Source organism: Paenibacillus sp. P2(2022) (genome assembly GCF_029522175.1).
Lineage (GTDB): Bacteria > Bacillota > Bacilli > Paenibacillales > Paenibacillaceae > Paenibacillus > Paenibacillus polymyxa.
This window is the reverse complement of record NZ_JAKWFI010000003.1, coordinates 432,184-451,514: the sequence shown is the minus strand read 5'-3', so window position 1 is coordinate 451,514 and position 19,331 is coordinate 432,184. Positions and strand designations below refer to the sequence as shown.

Annotated in this window: 16 protein-coding genes and 1 pseudogene; 10 read left to right on the top strand and 7 right to left on the bottom strand. The window is 46.2% G+C overall.

Features of this window, described 5'->3' with window-relative positions; all coding sequences use genetic code 11:
* Positions 1 to 164: 164 nt before the first annotated feature.
* The 4 genes and pseudogenes from MMB75_RS13790 (at position 165) to MMB75_RS13775 (ending at position 2,839) form a co-directional block, all read left to right on the top strand.
* Positions 165 to 1,091 (top strand): annotated as a pseudogene (locus tag MMB75_RS13790) (ABC transporter ATP-binding protein).
* On the top strand, positions 1,075 to 1,794 hold the full coding sequence (locus MMB75_RS13785; protein ID WP_044786981.1) for an ABC transporter permease: 720 nt from the start codon (positions 1,075 to 1,077) through the stop codon (positions 1,792 to 1,794). The pseudogene MMB75_RS13790 and the gene MMB75_RS13785 overlap by 17 nt, the downstream one beginning before the upstream one ends.
* Before the next feature lie 30 nt (positions 1,795 to 1,824).
* Positions 1,825 to 2,391 (top strand): ABC transporter permease, encoded by a 567-nt coding sequence (locus MMB75_RS13780; RefSeq protein WP_230681891.1) that lies wholly within the window; start codon positions 1,825 to 1,827, stop codon positions 2,389 to 2,391.
* 334 nt (positions 2,392 to 2,725) lie between these two features.
* Entirely contained in the window at positions 2,726 to 2,839 is a 114-nt protein-coding gene (locus MMB75_RS13775) for a putative holin-like toxin (RefSeq protein WP_016822651.1), read from the top strand.
* Positions 2,840 to 3,018: 179 nt separating this feature from the next.
* Here the strand turns inward: MMB75_RS13775 and MMB75_RS13770 are convergent, their stop codons facing one another.
* The 3 genes from MMB75_RS13770 to MMB75_RS13760 form a co-directional block, all read right to left on the bottom strand.
* Complete coding sequence (locus MMB75_RS13770; RefSeq protein ID WP_257126457.1) at positions 3,019 to 6,609, bottom strand: family 14 glycosylhydrolase; 3,591 nt, start codon at positions 6,607 to 6,609, stop codon at positions 3,019 to 3,021.
* A 281-nt stretch (positions 6,610 to 6,890) separates the two neighbouring features.
* Entirely contained in the window at positions 6,891 to 9,149 is a 2,259-nt protein-coding gene (locus MMB75_RS13765) for an alpha-glucuronidase family glycosyl hydrolase (RefSeq protein ID WP_045244735.1), read from the bottom strand.
* 41 nt (positions 9,150 to 9,190) lie between these two features.
* Entirely contained in the window at positions 9,191 to 11,389 is a 2,199-nt protein-coding gene (locus MMB75_RS13760; protein ID WP_045244734.1) for a glycoside hydrolase family 52 protein, read from the bottom strand.
* 166 nt (positions 11,390 to 11,555) lie between these two features.
* Between MMB75_RS13760 and MMB75_RS13755 the strand changes: the two genes are divergently transcribed.
* From MMB75_RS13755 to MMB75_RS13740, 5 genes are all read left to right on the top strand, one after another.
* Positions 11,556 to 12,500 (top strand): AraC family transcriptional regulator, encoded by a 945-nt coding sequence (locus tag MMB75_RS13755; RefSeq protein ID WP_019688955.1) that lies wholly within the window; start codon positions 11,556 to 11,558, stop codon positions 12,498 to 12,500.
* 59 nt (positions 12,501 to 12,559) lie between these two features.
* Positions 12,560 to 13,267, top strand: coding sequence for an SDR family oxidoreductase (locus MMB75_RS13750; protein ID WP_016822656.1), 708 nt, complete (start codon positions 12,560 to 12,562; stop codon positions 13,265 to 13,267).
* 120 nt (positions 13,268 to 13,387) lie between these two features.
* Complete coding sequence (locus MMB75_RS26255; RefSeq protein ID WP_080942692.1) at positions 13,388 to 13,468, top strand: AsnC family protein; 81 nt, start codon at positions 13,388 to 13,390, stop codon at positions 13,466 to 13,468.
* A 132-nt stretch (positions 13,469 to 13,600) separates the two neighbouring features.
* The gene (locus MMB75_RS13745) at positions 13,601 to 14,077 is read left to right on the top strand and encodes a copper amine oxidase N-terminal domain-containing protein (protein ID WP_045244731.1); all 477 of its coding nucleotides are present in this window, start codon (positions 13,601 to 13,603) and stop codon (positions 14,075 to 14,077) included.
* Between the two features lie 74 nt (positions 14,078 to 14,151).
* The gene (locus MMB75_RS13740; protein WP_045244730.1) at positions 14,152 to 14,655 is read left to right on the top strand and encodes a hypothetical protein; all 504 of its coding nucleotides are present in this window, start codon (positions 14,152 to 14,154) and stop codon (positions 14,653 to 14,655) included.
* Between the two features lie 331 nt (positions 14,656 to 14,986).
* Here MMB75_RS13740 and MMB75_RS13735 read toward each other — a convergent pair whose 3' ends face one another.
* From MMB75_RS13735 to MMB75_RS13720, 4 genes are all read right to left on the bottom strand, one after another.
* Positions 14,987 to 15,889, bottom strand: coding sequence for an AraC family transcriptional regulator (locus MMB75_RS13735; protein ID WP_045244729.1), 903 nt, complete (start codon positions 15,887 to 15,889; stop codon positions 14,987 to 14,989).
* Between the two features lie 561 nt (positions 15,890 to 16,450).
* Positions 16,451 to 16,798, bottom strand: a complete 348-nt coding sequence (locus tag MMB75_RS13730) for a KGG domain-containing protein (protein ID WP_013373683.1) — start codon at positions 16,796 to 16,798, stop codon at positions 16,451 to 16,453.
* Positions 16,799 to 16,933: 135 nt separating this feature from the next.
* A complete protein-coding gene (locus MMB75_RS13725; RefSeq protein WP_016822665.1) occupies positions 16,934 to 17,695 on the bottom strand; it encodes an ABC transporter permease in 762 nt (253 codons plus the stop codon).
* Entirely contained in the window at positions 17,692 to 18,432 is a 741-nt protein-coding gene (locus MMB75_RS13720) for an ABC transporter ATP-binding protein (protein WP_257126450.1), read from the bottom strand. The genes MMB75_RS13725 and MMB75_RS13720 overlap by 4 nt, the downstream gene beginning before the upstream one ends.
* A 246-nt stretch (positions 18,433 to 18,678) precedes the next feature.
* Between MMB75_RS13720 and MMB75_RS13715 the strand changes: the two genes are divergently transcribed.
* Positions 18,679 to 19,281: a TetR/AcrR family transcriptional regulator gene (locus MMB75_RS13715; protein ID WP_257126449.1), complete on the top strand. Its 603-nt coding sequence runs from the start codon at positions 18,679 to 18,681 to the stop codon at positions 19,279 to 19,281.
* Positions 19,282 to 19,331 lie beyond the last annotated feature (50 nt).

Sequence of the window (19,331 nt, the reverse complement as noted above, 5' to 3'; positions counted from 1 at the left end):
ATATATAAACAGGCACCTGCAACGAAGTGTACGCTTCGTCGGGTGCCTGTTTTGTATTTATGGGGATAATGATCGCAAATGAATAATAGTGATTAGTTTTACATTTTGTGGATAGATAAATCTGTATAATAGTTGTATTTGGTGTGTATAGGAGGATGAAAGAAATGCAGTATGTTATTGAAACGAAGGAACTCCGCAAACAGTTTGGGATGTCGATAGCTGTAGACGATATTTCCTTACATGTAGAACGGGGCAGCATCTACGGTTTTCTAGGTGAAAATGGAGCTGGCAAAACAACGACCATCCGCATGCTGATGAGGCTGATTGAGCCTACAAGTGGGGAGGTTTTTTTATTTGGCGAGCGGTTGGAGAAAAACTACCCGTCCATCTTTTCCAAGATTGGCACAATTATTGAAACACCCGGTCTATATGAAAACTTGAGTGCACGCGATAATCTGAGAATCTGCTGTACGTACATGGGAGTGCAGGATGATAGGAGAATTGAACAAACCTTAACCACGGTAGGATTAGAACATACAGGCAAAAAAAAGTTTAAGGATTTTTCCCTAGGAATGAAGCAAAGATTAGGGATTGCAAGGGCGCTTGTTCATGACCCTGAGTTGCTTATATTAGATGAGCCGACGAACGGACTGGACCCATCTGGAATTAGGGAAATTCGTCAGCTATTGAAGTGATTGTGCGAGGAAGAAGGAAAAACCATTCTTATCTCCAGCCACATTTTGAGCGAAATTCAGCAGTTAGCTACACAGATCGGGATTATACATAATGGAAAACTGTTAGCGGAAGATCGACTGAGTCAGTTGGAGGAAGGTTTTGAACAATATACAGATCTAAAAGTAGACGATGCAGAAGTAGTACAGACATTTCTACAAGAGCACATGAAGCAGCTACAATCTCAGGTATTATCTCCACAACAACTAAGAATTTATAGTCCGATTGAAAATACATCTGCGTTAAATAAACAGTTAATAGATCATCAATTTTCCGTCTATGAGATACACACTTCAAAACAGACGCTAGAGGAGTACTTTCTGACTCTCATTTCAGGAGAGGATGGGCGACGTGATTAGAGCAGAACTTATTAAGCTTAAAGGCTCTAAAGCCTTCCTGTTAAGCTATATTATATTGCTGGCTGTTGTACTGCTGGAATTCGCTTTGAGCGCTATTTTTTATAGATATTCAATTGATAAACGGGGTTGGACCTACTATTTTGAAGGCATAGTCCTTTTCGTTAATGTTGCAGCCGGATTTGTCAGTTATTACATTTTAACGGGTCATATTTTTGCGAGAGAGTACCAGGAAAACACGCACATCTTTATGTTTACCACGCCTGTCACCAGGGCTAAATTTTATTTTAGTAAATTGATCATTATTTATGGGTTTATTATTGTGTCGCTATTTATCGTTCTGTTTCTGTCTGCAGTATTAGGCATGTTCATTACAAATCGGCCTTTAACGATGGCTATCTGGGTATATCAAATCCAGGTATTTGCCAAAATGTGCGTGATGCATGCGATGCTCATCCCGGTCGCCTCTTTTTTTGCTATACGCTGGAAAAGCATTATGGTGGTTGTACTCGCAGTTTGTACTGTTATATTTTTGAATTTTATGTACAAAAGTGAATGGTATCCGTGGATTGTACCCTATCTTTTGTCTCCCAATGAAGGAAGTGCGATCATATACGTCAATACTCTCATAGCGTGGTTGAGTTTATCCATAACTTTTCTTCTTGGATTGTTTTTATCCTTATGGGCATATCAAAGAAGAAATTAGAGGGAGAGTATTTTTCAAAGGAGGTTTACTATGCTTGCCCTGTTCAAAGTAGAGTGCTTGAAACTGAAAGGTACTAAAATTCTTTGGTTAAGCATTATTATTTTAGCATTAACCATTGCTTTGGAATTCTATAGTTATACGGGAAGTACCAAATATTCCATTGACCGTGATGGTTGGAATGACTACTTTATGAGTGTTGTTATTCTTATTAACTTTTTGACTGGGTATATGAGCTACTATATTTTGACTTGCTATATCTATGCGAGGGAGTATCAAGAGAGGACCCATATGGCCTTGTTCACAAGCCCGGTTCGTCGGAGTCGTCTTTACTTCAGCAAGCTGCTTGTTATTTATATGTACATCGCTGTCAGTCTTCTGTTGGCATTTGGGCTATCTGCGCTGTTGGGTATGTTAATTACGACCAGACCGCTAACCTTTGAAATCGTTATATATCAGCTGGGGATCTTCGCCAAAAATGATTCTTATGCACGCTATGCTCATCCCGATCATCACGTTCTTCGCCATTCGCTGGAGAAAATTTGTGCCCGCCATTATGGGGATGTGTACGGTTATGTGTTTAAATTTTGTTTTGGTTAATACACCTGGAAATACCTTTTATCCATGGACCGTGCCGCTATTGTTTTCTCCGCACGGCACACTGGGCAGAACATTTACGAATGTCCCTGGAGGAGTCATCAGTATTTGTTTCATTTTTGTGTTGGGGCTCTTATTGGCGTTAAGAAGCTATATCCGTATAGAGACAAAGTAGAATGTGTAAGCAACAAAGGACGATGAGTGTTCACATGAGATTAGTTTGATAAAGCTGTAAAACGTTGTCGCAAAAGGATGGATTTACGTGCTATAATTCCAGTAACAACAGAATGGCTTAGGTGGGCGGTCGGCTAAGTCTCCCGGAAGGGAGGTGATGCCTGTGGAGGTTAAGGATGCTCTGACATTAATGATGATGTTCGGCACGCTATTAATAGCGTTGATTGGATTAATCGTTACGATTGTTATTGCACTGAACCAAAACAAAAAGAAATAGACCGCCCTGGAGAGGGAAACACGGTCTATTTCTAATAGCTAGCCCTTTTCAGCCGACCGCTCTTCAAAGCGGCTGTTGCCAAGAGTAGGGATGTTACCAGCATCCTTGCTCTTTTTTAGTATATCCTTCTATAACTTATTTTAGCACATCTGAATAATCAATGTAACTGAATGTGACTGTTACTTGGTGAAAACTTTAACTTCCTTTGGAGCGAGAGTTACGGTGATCGAGCCGTTGTTAATCTGAACGGAGTCGTTGCTCAGCTGGTTAGTCAGGCGGGTTCCGTTGGACAGATTATCGAAGTTGCCAATTGTGCGGGTTTGGCTATTCCAGGAGTTGTTGATAAATACAATGGCCTCGTCGCCATTTTTAGAGCGCTGGAAACTGTAAAAGGAGTCGTCCACCCATTTTTCCCTTTGGCTACCGTTTTGCAGAGCAGGGTGGTTGTTGCGCACATAGTTCAGCTTAGCGATGTACTGATACAGGTCATGGTTGGCGTTGAAATTCATATTCTCCCGATTGGCGGGATCATCTCCGCCACTATAGCCTTGCTCTGTGCCTTGGTAGATAATTGGAATCCCGCGAGATGTCAGAGTAAAGCCCAAAGCGGCCTTGAGCTGTGGCCATTTGTCATAGTTAGCACCCGGCTTGCCAGATGCGTCATTCAGGAAACGTTTTACATCATGATTGTCGATAAATACACCGTTGGTCTGAGCATCGCGATAGTAACGATCATCGGAGTAGCGATCCTTGATTTTTCTCATGGATTGATCGTGTCCGAACACGTCCTTGATTGTATAATACATCGGAAAATCTAGTGCAGCATCAAGATACCGGGTGTAATCGCCCACATAAGCAGGGTCGCCATGGAAAATTTCACCCATGGTGAAGGTATTGGCAGCTTGGTCAAAATCCTTTAGAAAACCCTTCGGTACATGCTTGGCGGTATCCACCCGCAGCCCGTCGATGCCTGTCTCATTAAGCAGCCATTTGATCCAGTTTTTAAGCTCGTTTGCGGTAGCAGGGTTTTCATGATTTAGGTCATCCAGTCCAGCTACATCACCATTTTCGATTTTCCATTGATTGTTGGAGTTGTAGTCCCCACCTGTAATGTCACCATTGTGATGATACCAGTCTGCTTTGTCAAAAGGAGCCTTGGCGAACCCGTTCCCGGGTTGGAAATCACCTGTGTGATTCACAACTACGTCCAGCATCACAGCAATATTTTTGTCATGTGCCTTGCGAACCAGCTCTTGGAGCTTGTCCATTGTTCCGAGATGCCCATCTACTGCATAAAAATCATACGTATGATAGCCGTGGTAAGCGTATTCACTCTTTTGCATCGTTACTGGAGTAATCCAGATCGCGGTAAACCCCATATTTTTAATGTAGTCGAGTTTGTTAATAATACCTTGAAAATCGCCACCATGCCACTTGCGCTGATCACTGTTGTTGGAATTGAAGCCATCGTAGTTATCGTTGGATGGATCACCGTTGCTGAAACGATCTGTCATGATAAAATAAATGCTCTGTTTGCTCCAGTCTGTGCTGAGGGAGGTGGGCTTGGAGAGGGTACCCAGATCCATAGGGGTGAAGACGCCCGAAGGCGCCTCCGTTTGAGCTGTTACTTCAACTCCGTTAGAGTTGGGTGCGTAGGTAGAAGTGCTTACGTTTAAGGATACACCTGAAAGTTTTTCTGTTTGGATAGGTCCTGTAACTTCGTTGAGGTCGGTGGCGTAGGTGGAAGTCACTACGCTGAGGACACTCCCTGAAGGTGCCCCTGTTCGGATGGTTCCTGCGGCTCCGTTAGAGCCGGGTGTGTAGGTAGAAGTTCCAGTGCTGAAAAGGTAGTTTTTAGTGTTGTTGCTGTCCCAGTTGTTATTGCCGTCATTAAAAGCAGCTTCCAATTGGGAGGCAGAACCGATATCGACGGTAATTTTAGCATAGCCGCTAATCTCGGCGTCCTGCATTTTCACGCCAGGCACAGCAGTCCAATTACCGCCAGTCGGACGGTAGTGAATGTAAGGTGAGTTGAAGCCTTTTTTGTAGTATACCGTTACCTTGTTAGCTGTACCGCCGCCATCCCCGGGATTCGTGCCCGCTGGAGCGCCTGATGTAATCGTTCCTGCATTGCCGCTGTTACCAGGCGTGTAGGTAGAAGTGCCTGTACTGAACGAGTAGTTTTTGGTGTTGTTGCTGTCCCAGTTGTTATTGCCGTCGTTAAAGGCGGCTTCCAATTGGGAGGCAGAACCGATATCGACGGTAATTTTAGCATAGCCGCTAATTTCGGCAGCCTGCATTTTCACACCAGGCGCAGCAGTCCAGCTTCCGCCAGCCGGGCGGTAGTGAATGTAAGGCGAGTTGAAGCCTTTTTTGTAGTATATCGTTACTTTGTTGCCTGTACCGCCATTATTGTCAGGTTTGGCTTTGCTGATGATATATTGTTTAAATCCACTCAACTCACCGGTTGGTGAGCCGTCATTGTTGACGAGATTGTTGATGCGCAATAACGTAAACCCGTGATAACCGAACTTCGTGATTTTCTCCTCGATTTTTTGGAATCCGCTGCCGCCTGTCGGGAGTGCATTTTCACCATTCAGGCGAACACCCTTGGCATTCGCGATGGAGGAGACGGTATCAACCAAGGTGGACGGCAACGAATAATTCGGTGCTGTGCCACTGTCACTCATCTCCAGGCAAGTAAATGTCAAGTCTAGATCGGCATCCTTGAACTTCTGAATGAGACGGTTGTAATCATAATATCCACCTGCTTGTTCTGTGCTGTGCGGCATGGCAGGATTGTTCATCTGCCAGTGCAGACCGGAAATTTTGGCCCCAATCCGGACACCAAACACAGAATCGAAGTTCTTGTGGGCAGCTGCTCCGATGACACCTAGATGCTTCTCAAGCACACTTTGGTACCACGACAGAAAATCCTTTCCATACGCGGAATTATACCCGCCGTTCGTGTAAAATCCATCCCCGTCGGTCGGTGGATTGATTTGGCTAAGGCTGGTAAGCTTGGTGCCCCAAGCAGTATTAATCTTGTCCAATGATCCGTACTTGTCATTCATAGCTGTACGGAATGCATTTTTGGCTGTTTCAGTATAGGCTTGGAACTTGCCCCGTCCCGGGTAACTCCAGCCCGCTGCCGGGTAGTAGGACGGATAGCGCAATTCCCCGGAAGGACCGCCGCTTAAATAAATTTTGGGAATGATACTTTTATACCCGGCAAAGTTTTGAGCGAATGAGGCATACAACTCGTCATATTGTTTGCCAGTCCCGCTCCACAATGGGGAAAGGGCTTCGTTATTGGCATAGCCGCTTTCGTCCTTGAACTGCATTTCATCTGCACTACCCTTGCTTGACAGCCAGCTTGGCAGTGGGATGTTGCAATCATCTCCCACATTTCCTCCACACTTATGCGTAGAGATAATAGGAACCCACTTCAGTCCCGCTTCTTTCACGGCATCTGCATAGGTTTTGTAGTAGCTCCAATCGAACTGGTTATCTCCTGCGCTCTCCACATAGCCCCACCAGACGTCGGTAGTGATGGCATACACGCCATTGTTTTTCAACGTTTGCAGTTGCTTTTTGAAGGAACCCCAGTCGTTGATTTTCGCCAGTGGTCCCATAACGGAAGCCTGAAAATCATCTGCAACCGCGGCGCTCGCCGTATTAGAGGGTGAGCCAATGAAGGCGGTCAGAGACAGCACAAGGCTTAGTAGAAGCATACACCCTTTTTTCCATAGACTTCGATACAAGGTCAAACCGATCATCCTCCCCAAAGCATAGTCTAATTCGACAACATTTTGTAAACGTCTACAAAAATAGTATAGAGCAAGCGGTTGCATAAAAAGAAGAATTTATTGCACACTCAAGGTGGACAAATATGACATTTTGCGTTAGCAACCGTGTGCTTAAATTAGACCAAGAAAAAAAGACACAGGTCTGAATAAGACGCGTGTCTTTTATAGATAGTAAATTCCCGCAATAAAATAAGGGAAAGAAAACCCCAGTGTGTATGCAAGTATTGCATGAGACAACCTTCTTAATAGATAGGACGATTTTTTTCGTCGGGAATACCACTTTTGCGATAAAAATACGTATTGATTCGATCCCGCCATTCCTTGGCGTGCTCAGCCTGATGCTCTAGTCGCGCCAGCACCTGTTCATACACCCTTTCATTTAGTTGCTCATGCAGGCTAACCCATGTGTCTCGGAGATGGGCCGCACGTTCTGCACCTTCAAAATGAGTATCATAAATATGCTGTATGACCGTTTGTCCAGAATGGAGCATGTGCGTATAAGGGACGTGGTGAAAGAATAAGAGCAGTTCATCCGGACAGGTGTCTGTAGACTCGTAGATCCCGGCAACAGGAGGAAAATATTGTCCTGCATAGCCCGTTCCAGTTGCAGTCGTCCGATCTACTCCGATCCCCTGGCAATCGGCAAAATGGTAGGTGCCCCACATCGAATATTCGTACCCGTCCACATCCGGCCCATAGTGGTGATTGGGACTGACCATCCAACCGACCCCAAGGGGGGCGGTGTAAGATTCGTAAATATTCCATGAATCGAGTAGCATCTGTTTAATGGTAGAAATCAACTCGGTATCATCGTCATCCTTACCTTTATTGTTAAATGTCAGCCGAACCCATTCATCTGCGATTTCATCTGCGGATAGATCCGGGTTCCATGCCAACCGGCCGTAGCCGTAAAGATTGGACTGGGCGAGCAAATGCCCGGTCCAATTGGTGTCTGCACCAATATTGGAAACAGCGGCTATTCCAAAGTTGTTGTGCTTGGGAACATGATGTGTTGGCTCCTCCTGGAAACTACCGCTGTTTGCATGGACCATAGTCTCCCTGCGAGGAGAATCAGAACCGCTGTTGCTATGCAAAACGCCACTCACGATACGCTTGATGGTGGAGCCTTTTCCCTGTGAGTAGGTATCAAAATCGAGCACTTCCTTCCATTGCGGAGCCAGATAACATAGATGTTTTTGTTGTCCGGTATACTCCTGCGCAATTTGAAATTCCAGCAGTACCTGAGTGGCTTTCAGCGCGCCGAATAGGGGGGATACAGGCTCCCGCACTTGAAAATCCATCGGGCCATTTTTGATCTGTAAAATGACATTTTCCCGGAACAGCCCATCCAGTGGTTTAAAATGGTCAAAGGCCGCGCGAGCCCGATCCGTCTTGCGGTCACGCCAGTCCTGTTTGCAGTCGTAGACAAAGCAGCGCCAAATCACACGCCCGCCATAGGGCCGTAGCGCATCCGCCAGCATGTTGGCTCCATCGGCGTGATGGCGCCCATAGCTGAAGGGACCGGGCCGATTTTCAGAATCGGCCTTGACCACAAAACCACCCAGATCGGGAACGGCTGCGTAAACCTCCTGTGCTTTGGTCTGCCACCATTCAGCTACACCGGGATCCAGAGGATCGGCTGTGGTTAATCCACCGAGCTGAATCGGGCTGGCATAGTTAATGCTCAAGTAGATTTGGATACCATAGGCGCGAAATACGGCTGCTACTTTGGCTACATCAGGTAAAAACCGCTCTGTGATCAGCTCAGTTTCTACCTGATGGACATTCACATTGTTAATGGATAACGCCTGAATGCCTACAGAAGCGAGTAGACGGGCATAGTCTCGAAGGCGCTCCATATTTGTAGTAAAGGTATTATGGTTGTAGAAAATAGATGCCCCGGCATATCCACGTTCAACACTACCATCCATGTTATCCCAGTGGTTGATCATGCGAATGGAGTTACCCGGATTAGACAGCAGGTCTAGAGTGGGAGCGTGCAATGATTCCCCGGCAGTGGGCTTCAGATTGCCGTCTAGTCCTCCTTGCAGGTAGCGCAGCAAATGAAAGACTCCGTACAATACTCCTTTGGAGGTCTGACCCGCGACTGTAACGCACTGTCCTTTGATATCATCGTGATCTTGCCCAGTTGAATCTGCAAGTTTCGGCACTTCTACTCCACGAATTCGGTAGCCTTCTGCGCTCACTTCTGCCTGTTCTTCTGCACTAAACCGTTCTGCGACACATGGATGGTCCTGGAACGTACCCAGCGCAACGAATGGTACATGGACAGGAGCGGTACTTATCTTCGGCTGCTGTCCGAACATGGCAGCCAATCCTTGCCGAAGCTCACTCGCAGCCGTTTGAAGCACTTCATCATCTGTTTCATGAACTACGATGACTCTGCACCAAGCAGGCATCTTTTCTACAAATTGGTCGCGGTGATAGTGCAGCCAAGCGTCATAGCCGCTCCCTTTGGGCATATCCATACGCTTGCTCATATTATTTGGGCCTCCTTTGGACGAGTGAGGGTTCGTTCGTCTCAGGCATGCTGCTTCTCATCTTGACTCATATGCTGAGGGAGGGTCAGCCGATTCCCTTTGCCTTCATACAGCCACAAAATAGCGGTAACCCCGCGTGGGTAATATTTGCTGCCGTGGGCAATACCGGAGAGCATTTGGTCGCTCCAGCACCAATAGGATTCTTCAGGATGGAGGAGCCATGAGACATGGGCTGCGTCAGCCGCCTGCCCCGTTTCCTGCCAAGGCAGCTCCAGTAGCTCACGAGCAATAAACTGTGACAGATAGATTTTGCTTAACCAGGAGTTGTTACTGGTCGAGGATAGCTTCCAGCCTCCGTCTTCAAATAGACAAACTCCTGGTACCAGTACGGTTTGCAAATGGCGTCGAAGTGCCTGGATATATCCACCGAACCGCCCATCACTCTTAAGCGCATCTTCACATCCTGTAAAATAGGGGAAGATCAGCCCTTCAATGGCAGGAATGATTTGCGAGTCGTTGCCTTCCTTAATGACTGCAGGAATATAGCCCTTGTCAGTCATGTGAGTGGTGATTGAAGCTGCGCATTTGTCTGCCTGTAAGCCAGCTTCCTGTGAAAGGGAGTTAAGCCCCTTTGAGGCAAATATCTTTTCCAGCGCAACATATACCGCCCAGCATTTGCTGCCTAAATAAATGTTATTGCGGGATTGACCCAGGGATACATCCAGACTATCGTAAGTCGTAATTTCTGCCCCTCCCTGGGTTCTTGAGCTGTCTAGACCCATTAAGCCGTTTCGTTGCGCCGGGTCTGGATGATCCCGCCGTAGCATGCTTTCAAAGCAGTCGCACAAGACAGGCAGCATACGTGTCGTAAATGACTGATCCTGTGTCTGCTCGATATATACCGTGGCGCAGCAAAGCCAGTTCACCAGTTCCTCGTGGCTCATGTAAGAGAAGCAGTCGTCAATCCCTGCCAGCTCATAACAGGAATACCCTTGCCGGGAGAACACATTGGCCACGCCCATATCATGTGTAAACGTGATCCCACCGGGATAGGCCTGTTCCTCCCCCGGGAAGCGTACTTCATCCCGATAGCTGTACCTTTGGACAAACCACTCCAGCTCGTTGCGCACCGTCCATGGATTCAAAATCAATTCATAATAAAGCTGGTCTGCCGTCAGATCGAGTGTATTCATCATTCGGTACTCGCCTTCGTTCACAATCCAGATCGGTTCGCCATCCTCTTGCTGACTGAGCAATTGAGTGCTGCCGTAATAGCTGTGAATGGCCTGTGCGAGCATAAATTCCTGATCCAGACTCAAGCTCGCCGATTCGATCCAGTCGTTCGCCTGAACACAGGCTGCGGTTAGGTTGGTAAAATGCTTCAACGCATAGCTTCCCACGTCTTCGATGTCCTTGAACAGCCGGGTGTAGTAATAAGATGCTTCAATGCCTGTTGTCACAATGCCGCCGCGATAAAAGCATATAGCGAAGGCGTACGTGCGCTTCTCCCCTGCGGGAACGTCCATCAGGAGCGCACCCGTTGCACCTAAGCCAAAGGATAAGTTATCAGCCATGGTCTCCCCAAGTAGCTTCTCCATCGCAAATCCGCTGGCAGGTACCGCTTCGCTGCTGTTGGTCACAATAGCAGTGCTTCGTCCTTGACCGATGCCTGTGAGTCTTTCCCCCAATTGAGGAGAATCCATAACGTCCCTGCGTGGATCTTCTCCTATAATGCGTATGCCGCTATACGGGTCACTGCCCTGGTAGCCGAAAAAGGCTCTCCGTGCAGCAGCACCCTGTGTATTATCGATCGTCAGCTCGGCAAATACAGCCGGAACCAACGCTGCCCGCAGCTCATCTATGCCCGCAATTCCCGGCTCGGGCACCGGGCGAACGGGGGAGTACAGCCGGAATGTCAAATCGCCTGCCTGCCATGTATCGGTTCCTGCTTTTAGCTCACGGGTGATGTCCTGATCGGCAAAGGCAACGAGCAGAGGCTCCGTTTTTTTATCCTTTTTCTCCACATCATAGCGGGTACTTTCATCCTGTATGGATGCAAAAAAGGGAAGCGCCTCATACGATCCGCCATCCCTGGATTGCAGCCCGATGTATACATTTTCATCAGCAGGCTTGCCCAGTTCCAGGCCGAGTCCGCCGCGATTACCCTTAAACCCAAGTGTAAAGCTGGAGAATGAACCGATAGGTGCATGCTGCGTGTTATAAAATATATTTTTCGACATATATTGAAACCCCTTTCATGATAAAATTTAACATTGACTAACTTCAATTAGAGCCTAGCATGACATGTGCCGAGGAACCATTGTCAAATCGCTCAACTATTTATCCAAATCGCGCTGGAAACGATATACTGGAGTATATCGATATATGTAAGCCAGGAGGGAGAACATGCCGTCACCACGTTTGCCAAAGCGACCCCATGATCCAGACCTTACGGTCGCCGGAGAGGAATTCTTCTTTCCCGATGTGCGGACTACGGTCAATCTGTTTGCCATTCATACACGAAGTGTCGGAAGAGAGTGGAGCTATCCGCCACATGAACATCCGCAATATGAAATTAACATCGTGCTTGCGGGAGAGCAGATCATGGTTGTGGATGGTCGCAGCTATATTCAGCGACAGGGGGATCTGATGCTCTTGCGCCCGGGAGTTATCCACTCCAGCCGTAGTAACGGGGAGGGGTTTACGTATTTTTGCATGCATTTCGACATTGATGATAAATTGTTTCTTTCGCTCCTGAGTCGTTTGGAGCAAGTACTTTTTCCAGCGGATGGCACAGTAGCGAAGCAGATGGGACCAGCGCTAGGCAAGCTGCTCGGTCTTTCTGCGCTTGAAGACAAAGGTATAGATGGTGATTCAGTGGCAAAGCGTATGCGGATTCAATCTGCTGTGTTCGAACTGTTCGCAACGTTGTGGGAGGCTGTATCCAGTGAAGCCGCTCATCTGCCAGGGCGTGGATATGTGCAGGCAGAGCTTGCCCATCAGATTGCAAGTCGTCTTCAGGGCAGGGTCAATCAGCCTTATAGACAGGCCGGCTCGTTGGAAAAACAGGATGGGATCGAGGGTATTTCATCCGAACTGGGTATTAGCGTATCTCATTGTAATCGTGTATTCCGTAGCGTTTTTGGCGTATCTCCGCGGGTGTATCTATCCGAGCTTGTCTTGCATGAGGCCAAGCTGCTGCTGGCTGATCCGCAATGGTCAGTGCAGCAAATTGCTGATTTGCTCGGCTATGGGGATATTGCACATTTTAGCAGGCAATTCAAACGCTGGTCCGGTCAGTCGCCGACATCCTATCGCAAGAATATAGCCCTTGAAAGTTCACCCGAATAAAAATATATATGCTTATAAAATAGTTATGATACAATCCTTATAAAGGAGATGATAATAGTATGAATTTACATAATCAACGTGTTGTCGTGATTGGCGGCAGTGCAGGGATAGGGCTGGCAACAGCCATAGAAGCAGCAAAGCAAGGAGCGAGTATCGTAATCGCTGGCCGTTCTGCAGAAAAGCTGGAGCAGGCGAAGAAGGTCATTCCTACAGAAGCGGTGGAGACCTTTCAATTGAACAATCAAAAGGAAGAGGAAGTACAGGCGTTTTTTGAAAAGGTCGGCGCATTCGATCATTTGTTTACTCCGGGTGCGAGCTATACACGTGGTCCGATCACCATAGATACGGAAAAGGCGAAGACTCCATTCGAGGGAAAATTCTGGCCGCAGTATTTTGCTGCCAAGCATGCGGTACCGCATATCTCCAAGGATGGCTCAATCGTTCTCATGTCTGGAGCCTTCAGTCAACGGCCGATGGGATTTGGTGCTACATATGGAGCGGCTAACGGGGCGATTGAAAGTTTGGGCAAGGCGTTGGCGGTGGAGTTAGCTCCAGTACGGGTCAATGTGGTGTCTCCCGGCACGATCTGGCGGGACGGCCCCGAGGGGGAGCAGCGGGCGCAGGCTTTTGAGGAATACAAGGAAGTAACCTTGCTACGGCGAGTGGGGTATAATGAGGAAATCGCACATACGGTGTTGTACCTGATGACTAACAAGTTCACCACCGGAAGCGTGCTATTCCCGGATGGCGGTTATACGCTGATCTAATTTGTCTGGAAGCCAACGTGTACACATCCACCAGTCCAATACACGCTTACAATGTGTTGGACTGGTTTTCTTTTTACTCTATAAATCAATTAAGATCTTGTGTTTAAGGAGATGTAGTGAATGGATCAAGTGGATTATAAAATTCTACAGATACTGCAAAATCAGGCCCGCATGCCCACAACTAATATTGGGGGAAATTAGGTAATGTGGTATGCTTTTAGTTGAGGTATACATTCTTGTGATATGCAAGCTATTTGCATAGTCATATTCCGTAGAATTTCAAGTTTCAATGAGTTTCATAAATTCGTTTCTACCTGAAAAAGGAGATATCACATGTTGAAAAGAGCAGTTAATACTATACTATTTGCGGTGATTTGCTTTGTAACCGTAGATCAAGCAAATGCTGCACTTCCTAAATATCTGTACAATCTTGTCCTTACAGTAAACAATGTTGAAGTCACATCTGATGCAAATCCTTATATCGAACGAGCAACCAATACAACGTATGTCCCTATTCGATTTGTATCCGAGAGTTTGGGCGAAAGTGTAAGCTGGAATAGAGAGAAGCAGGAGGTTACAATCTTTTCTGAGCATGGCGAAATCGTACGTCTGACTATTGGCAGTAAAGTAGCTTATGTAAATGATAAAGAAACAATAATGCCTAGTGCGCCTGTTATGCCAGTATCACCCAATCGTGTGATGGTGCCTCTCAGATGGGTTTCAGAGGTTATGGGCGCGACTGTAAATAGTACCCTAATAAATAAGACTATACATGTAAACATTATCAAGCCGCATCTAAGTAAAAGTTGACTTATTATGAAAGGCGACAACTCTGTATATGTTGCAAATATATGGTTGAATTTTAGCGAGGGAGATTTTCTTCATTGAAGATTGCGCTACATAAGAAGTTGGCTTGTTTGATTGTTCTTGGAGGGATTTTGACCGTAGTTGCTACTGGTTTTGGAGGGGATAAGGAACCTTATAAACTTCCCGATAAGCCCAAAGAGGCTGCTGTCTCTACATTTTCAGAATATATGAACGCTTCTATGAGTCGTGACTACGATAAGATGCTTTCACTGTCTGATGATTATCGTTTTAAAACAGAGAGGGCACGACTTAATTTTCTAAAAGCCCAAGGGACACCGATAGATTATCGTATCATGTCTGTGGATGATTCTGACCCTTCCAAGATTGTTGTTTCTTCGAAAACGAAGTATAAGGATATGGAGTTACCTCCTATCAAGCATATTCTTGCTTTTGAAGAAGGAAAGTACAAGCTACAAATGAGGAATGTTGTGGTCAATATGATTCCTTCTTCACCTGACTATAAAACAGTCGAGTACGAGCCTGAGAAGGTAGATGATGATTTAGAAAATAATTTCAATTGATTTTAATTTTTTGATTTTCTAATCAAACGATCGACAACGTATCCAATGAGATACCAGAAACCTATCGTAGTAAAGTATACAACGGCTATAGGGATATGTGCTTTTCGCACAAATTGAAAAGATTCATACATCCAAACCAACGGGCTAATCATAGCCAATAGTATATTATAGTCGTCGTACCCTGTAAGATTTACAGCAATAACTATACAAGAGACTAGGACCAGCCAAAAGCGAAAGGATTTCATAGCCTATACCTCCATTCCTTTTAAAAGAGAAGCCGCGAGACGATTACCCGCATCCTGAGATCGTGGCGGCTTCTGGTGATTTTTTACTACACTTCTTTTACAGGGCGTAACACTGCGTAGCCGTATCCCTCAGGGAAATGCCGTTGATAATCCTGCTTCGTTTCCTCATCCCATGTATATCCCATACTGCGTGGGTCAAAGCTCCAAGCTTTTTCCTCCACCACTCTCATAACATCTCCATTGTTTTTTAAATAATGGAAGGGCGGGTGGAAAAACACCAGGTAATCTGATTCGGGGATGTTTCGGCACTCCATACCTGCTGGGATCTCTCCATTGTAGTCAGCAGCAACCGGTATTCCATACAGATAGCCCTTCTGACCATTCTGATAGAACCAGCCTGCAGTTTGACCTAATTGTCCGGGAAGCTTGAGGTGAGACATACTTTCCAGGGTTCCGCAAATTTCATCACAATTATGGCCGTTTCTCCAGAAATCGCCGTAGTTTCGAGAAGAGATATCCCAGATTCCAATAAATTTGTGTGCTGGTATATGCTCAATTTTGACTTCGGCTTCTTGTAAATGCTCCTTAACCATCTTATTCCGCTCCTTCAAATGGTAATGATAAGGAGAGAATACCTCGGCGCGAATGGCTAATGGAATAGGACGGGGCTCCTTCCGGTATACAGCCGGAGTTACCTCGAACGCTTTTACAAATGCTCGTGTAAAAGCTTCCTGTGAAGAAAACCCGTACTTTACGGCAACATCGAGGATGCGGACATTGCTGTCCCGGAGTTCAAGGGCTGCACGACTAATCCTGCGCATCCATACATAATCCCTTAACGTCATTCCTGTTAGAGAATGAAACTGTTTTGTACAGTAGTAAGGGGAATAGCCTAACTGGTCGGACATTCTCAACAACGATGGTGCTGAAGTAAGATTATTATCAATCCAATCAATCATAAGCTGGACCATTTCGTTCCATTCGTACACGGGGGTTCCCTCCTTTCGACTCCATCTTAGCAGCCAGGATGCACGAATATTTGACCTGAGTTGCATGCACACTTTTGTCTCGTTCTAGTTTACTCCTCTACATAACGGATATATGGGTGCTGAAAGTACCTTTGATCAGACACGAAATAATATTGTTTTCCTACAACCAGCGGAGGGATTATAGACCTTGAGGAAAAATGTAATTCTTTATATTCACCTCCGTTAGAAGCCTCACTCTGTATGACTAAGTAATCAACATTCGCGCACCACCCCATAATCCACGTAATAAGTAAGACGACAAGAGAAAAGAATCTGACTATTCCATTCTTTCATTTGTAATAATATATGTAAGATGGTTATTTAACCTGAATATGTATATTGTATGACGTATGATCGGATGTTGAAAGTGGCCTTTTGATAAAAGTAACTATTCACACAAAAAGCCTACCTACCGGAACACCGGCAGGTAGGCTTTTATAACATAAACATTCACTTACTTCGCATTCTATGCAGTCTGTGCCTTTGTATTGCAACTGCACCGACAATGTATCCTAATCTATTTTAGTTATTTTTGCGTTGACGGGCGCGAGCTTCGCCGCCTTTGCGGCCTGCTTCTTCCCTGCTCATTTTCCCGTCGCTATCACTTTGGTCCGAATTGCCACGGGCTTCACCGCCCTTGCGACCGATTTCCTGATAGAACTCCTTGCCATGGTTTTTGGAAGTGGCTTCTCCGCCTTTTTCACCAATTTCCTGATAGAAGTCCTTGCCATGACTTTTGGATGTGGCCTCGCCACCCTTTTCGCCGATCTCTTGATAAAATTCTTTGTCGTGATTTTTAGCAGTAGCTTCTCCACCTAAACGTCCTGCCTCTTCGCGACTCATTTTGCCATTTTGGTTGTTGTTAGCCATGTTCAATCACTCCTCATCGAATTTTAGTAAAGCGTCTACGTGTATCTATTAACCTTCGTGTCAGGAATTAAACATGTTTATTTTATTTTGATATATGGAAAATTACTGGTAAATAACTAGGTGTATCCGTCTCTATCAGACCTCCCAAGACTCTGTGCGCAGTTGTTGCTGGCGGGTAAATAATGTCGGATAAATGAACAGGCTGAGCAGCACGCTGGTCAAAATGGCAGAGGTCATGGTAGTGAATACGATGAGCAATTGCAAACGCACGGCGACAATCGGATTGGCACCTGCAATGATTTGTCCGGTCATCATACCGGGAAGCTGAACAAGCCCGAGTGTTTTCTGCCCCTCAATGGTTGGAATCATACTGGAACGTATGCAATTCTTCAGTATAGGGAAGATGGCTTGTCTCGGGGTTCCCCCCAGTGCGAGAATGAGCATGATTTCAGGCTTGCGCAGCAGGACTTCCGACTTGAGCCGTGATACCAGCAGGCTGGACAAAATCATGGAGCTGCCAATGATCATGCCGCTAATCGGAATCATGTACCGGGCTGTCGCCGGAATGATATGCAGGCCAATCAGGAATGCCTGTGTAACGATTTCCACACACAGCAACGTCAGGAATGACTTCCACATGAGACGAGGGATAAACCGTCCTTTGCGTGCAACATTTTGAGAAGCTACAGTGATCATGAGCAGAATGAATAATACGATAAATCCGTAGCTTTGCATCCCGAAAATCAAATGCAATACATATCCAATCGCCAGTAGCTGAACGGATGCTCTGATCGTGGCAATAATAATGTCTCGGTCCAAACCGAGTTTGAAGGACTTGGACATGACGATGGCGATAAATACAAAACCAAGAGAGAGAATCAAGGCAACAATCGTCATACCCATTCTCCTGCTACAAATTTGCGGGTTTCACTATGCTGTGGATTATTGAAAAATGTCTCCGTATCCGCTTGCTCTACCAGTCTTCCGTTAATCATCAGCCATGTTTCGTGGCCTACTCTGCGGGCTTGTTCCATATGGTGCGTAATCCAGATCATTGTTGTTCCCTCTTCTTTGTTCATTTGAAGCAGCAGTTCCTCAACCTCTTTGACTGAGGCGGGGTCCAGTGCAGAAGTAATCTCATCCAGTAGTAAAATATCCGGGCGGTTCGCAAGCGTCCGTGCCAAGGCCAAGCGCTGTCTTTGTCCACCGGACAACTCCTGCGCCTTCTGTTCCAGCAGGTCACGGGTAAGCCCTACGCGCTCTAACAGGCCAACCGGATCTTCCAGTACCGTACCATGCAGCCGCTCTACAGTCTGGAGATTGTAGAGGACCGTCCCCTGAAGCATGGGAGCATCTTGAAAAACCAATGCTACCTTTCGTCTCAGTTCAGGGATCTCCCACTCGGTTATAGGCTTGCCGAGGACGCTGATTTCTCCTTCATCCGATGTTAGCAAGAGATTGCACAATGAAAGCAGTGTGCTTTTACCAGAGCCTGACGGGCCAACCAGTGTCGTGATTTTTCCGCGAGGAACCTTTGCTGTAATCCCGTTCAGGACAGCGCGTTGCTGCCCCGATCCAGTGAAATATTTGGTGGCGTGATTGAATTCAATAGCTGATAGTGGCTGGGGTTTCATAGATATAGCTAGCTCTCCTTTGCAGGGAATCGGAAAGATACCAGATCCGCTCTATAATCTCTTTGTATTATATCAGTAATATCCTACTGGCTCTTCTTCTAAAAAAAGATCCGGGGGATGGAACTGTTGCAAACGGGACCCTCTTTGTATAAACTAACAGGATTAGTTAAGACAAAATAAGAACTTAGTCTGTATATCCATATGAAAATCACCTTACATAGGAATTCAACGAAAGGGGACAGGATGATGTCACCTAGACATGGAGTAAAGCTACAAGATATCCTGAAGGCTGCTGAGGATATTGCCAATGAACGTGGGATGGGAGATGTCACGCTCACTACGCTGGCGCAAAAGCTGCATATTCGTCCTCCATCTTTGTACAACCATGTGGACGGGTTGAACGGATTGCGTCATGTGCTAGCATTACATAGCCTCGAAAAGTTAGAGGAGGCATTGGTGAGCGCAGCCGTAGGCAGAGCAGGCGAAGATGCGCTGACTGCTATGGGGAGAGCGTATATGCAGTATGCGCGCGAGCGACCTGGTTTGTATGAAGCGATGCTGTATGCAACTGACCGAAGTGATACCGAGCTGAGACATGCAGCGGATCGCGTAGCGGAACTTGTCATTACCGTGCTATCCAGTGGCTACGGTTTCAACGAAGCAGATTGCATTCATGCAGCGAGGGGATTCCGTAGTCTTCTGCATGGTTTTGCCTCACTTGAACAAAAGGGTGGTTTTGGTTTACCTGTGGATGTGGATCGGAGTATCGAAGTGATGATGGACACCTTTTGGGCAGGTCTTCGCGTGTTACAGCAAAAGCGAGATGTGGAGCATTCAGAAAAAAACTGAGTTCAATCTGATATAGCCCATATGATTGCGTCCTGGACTCAAAGGGTAAA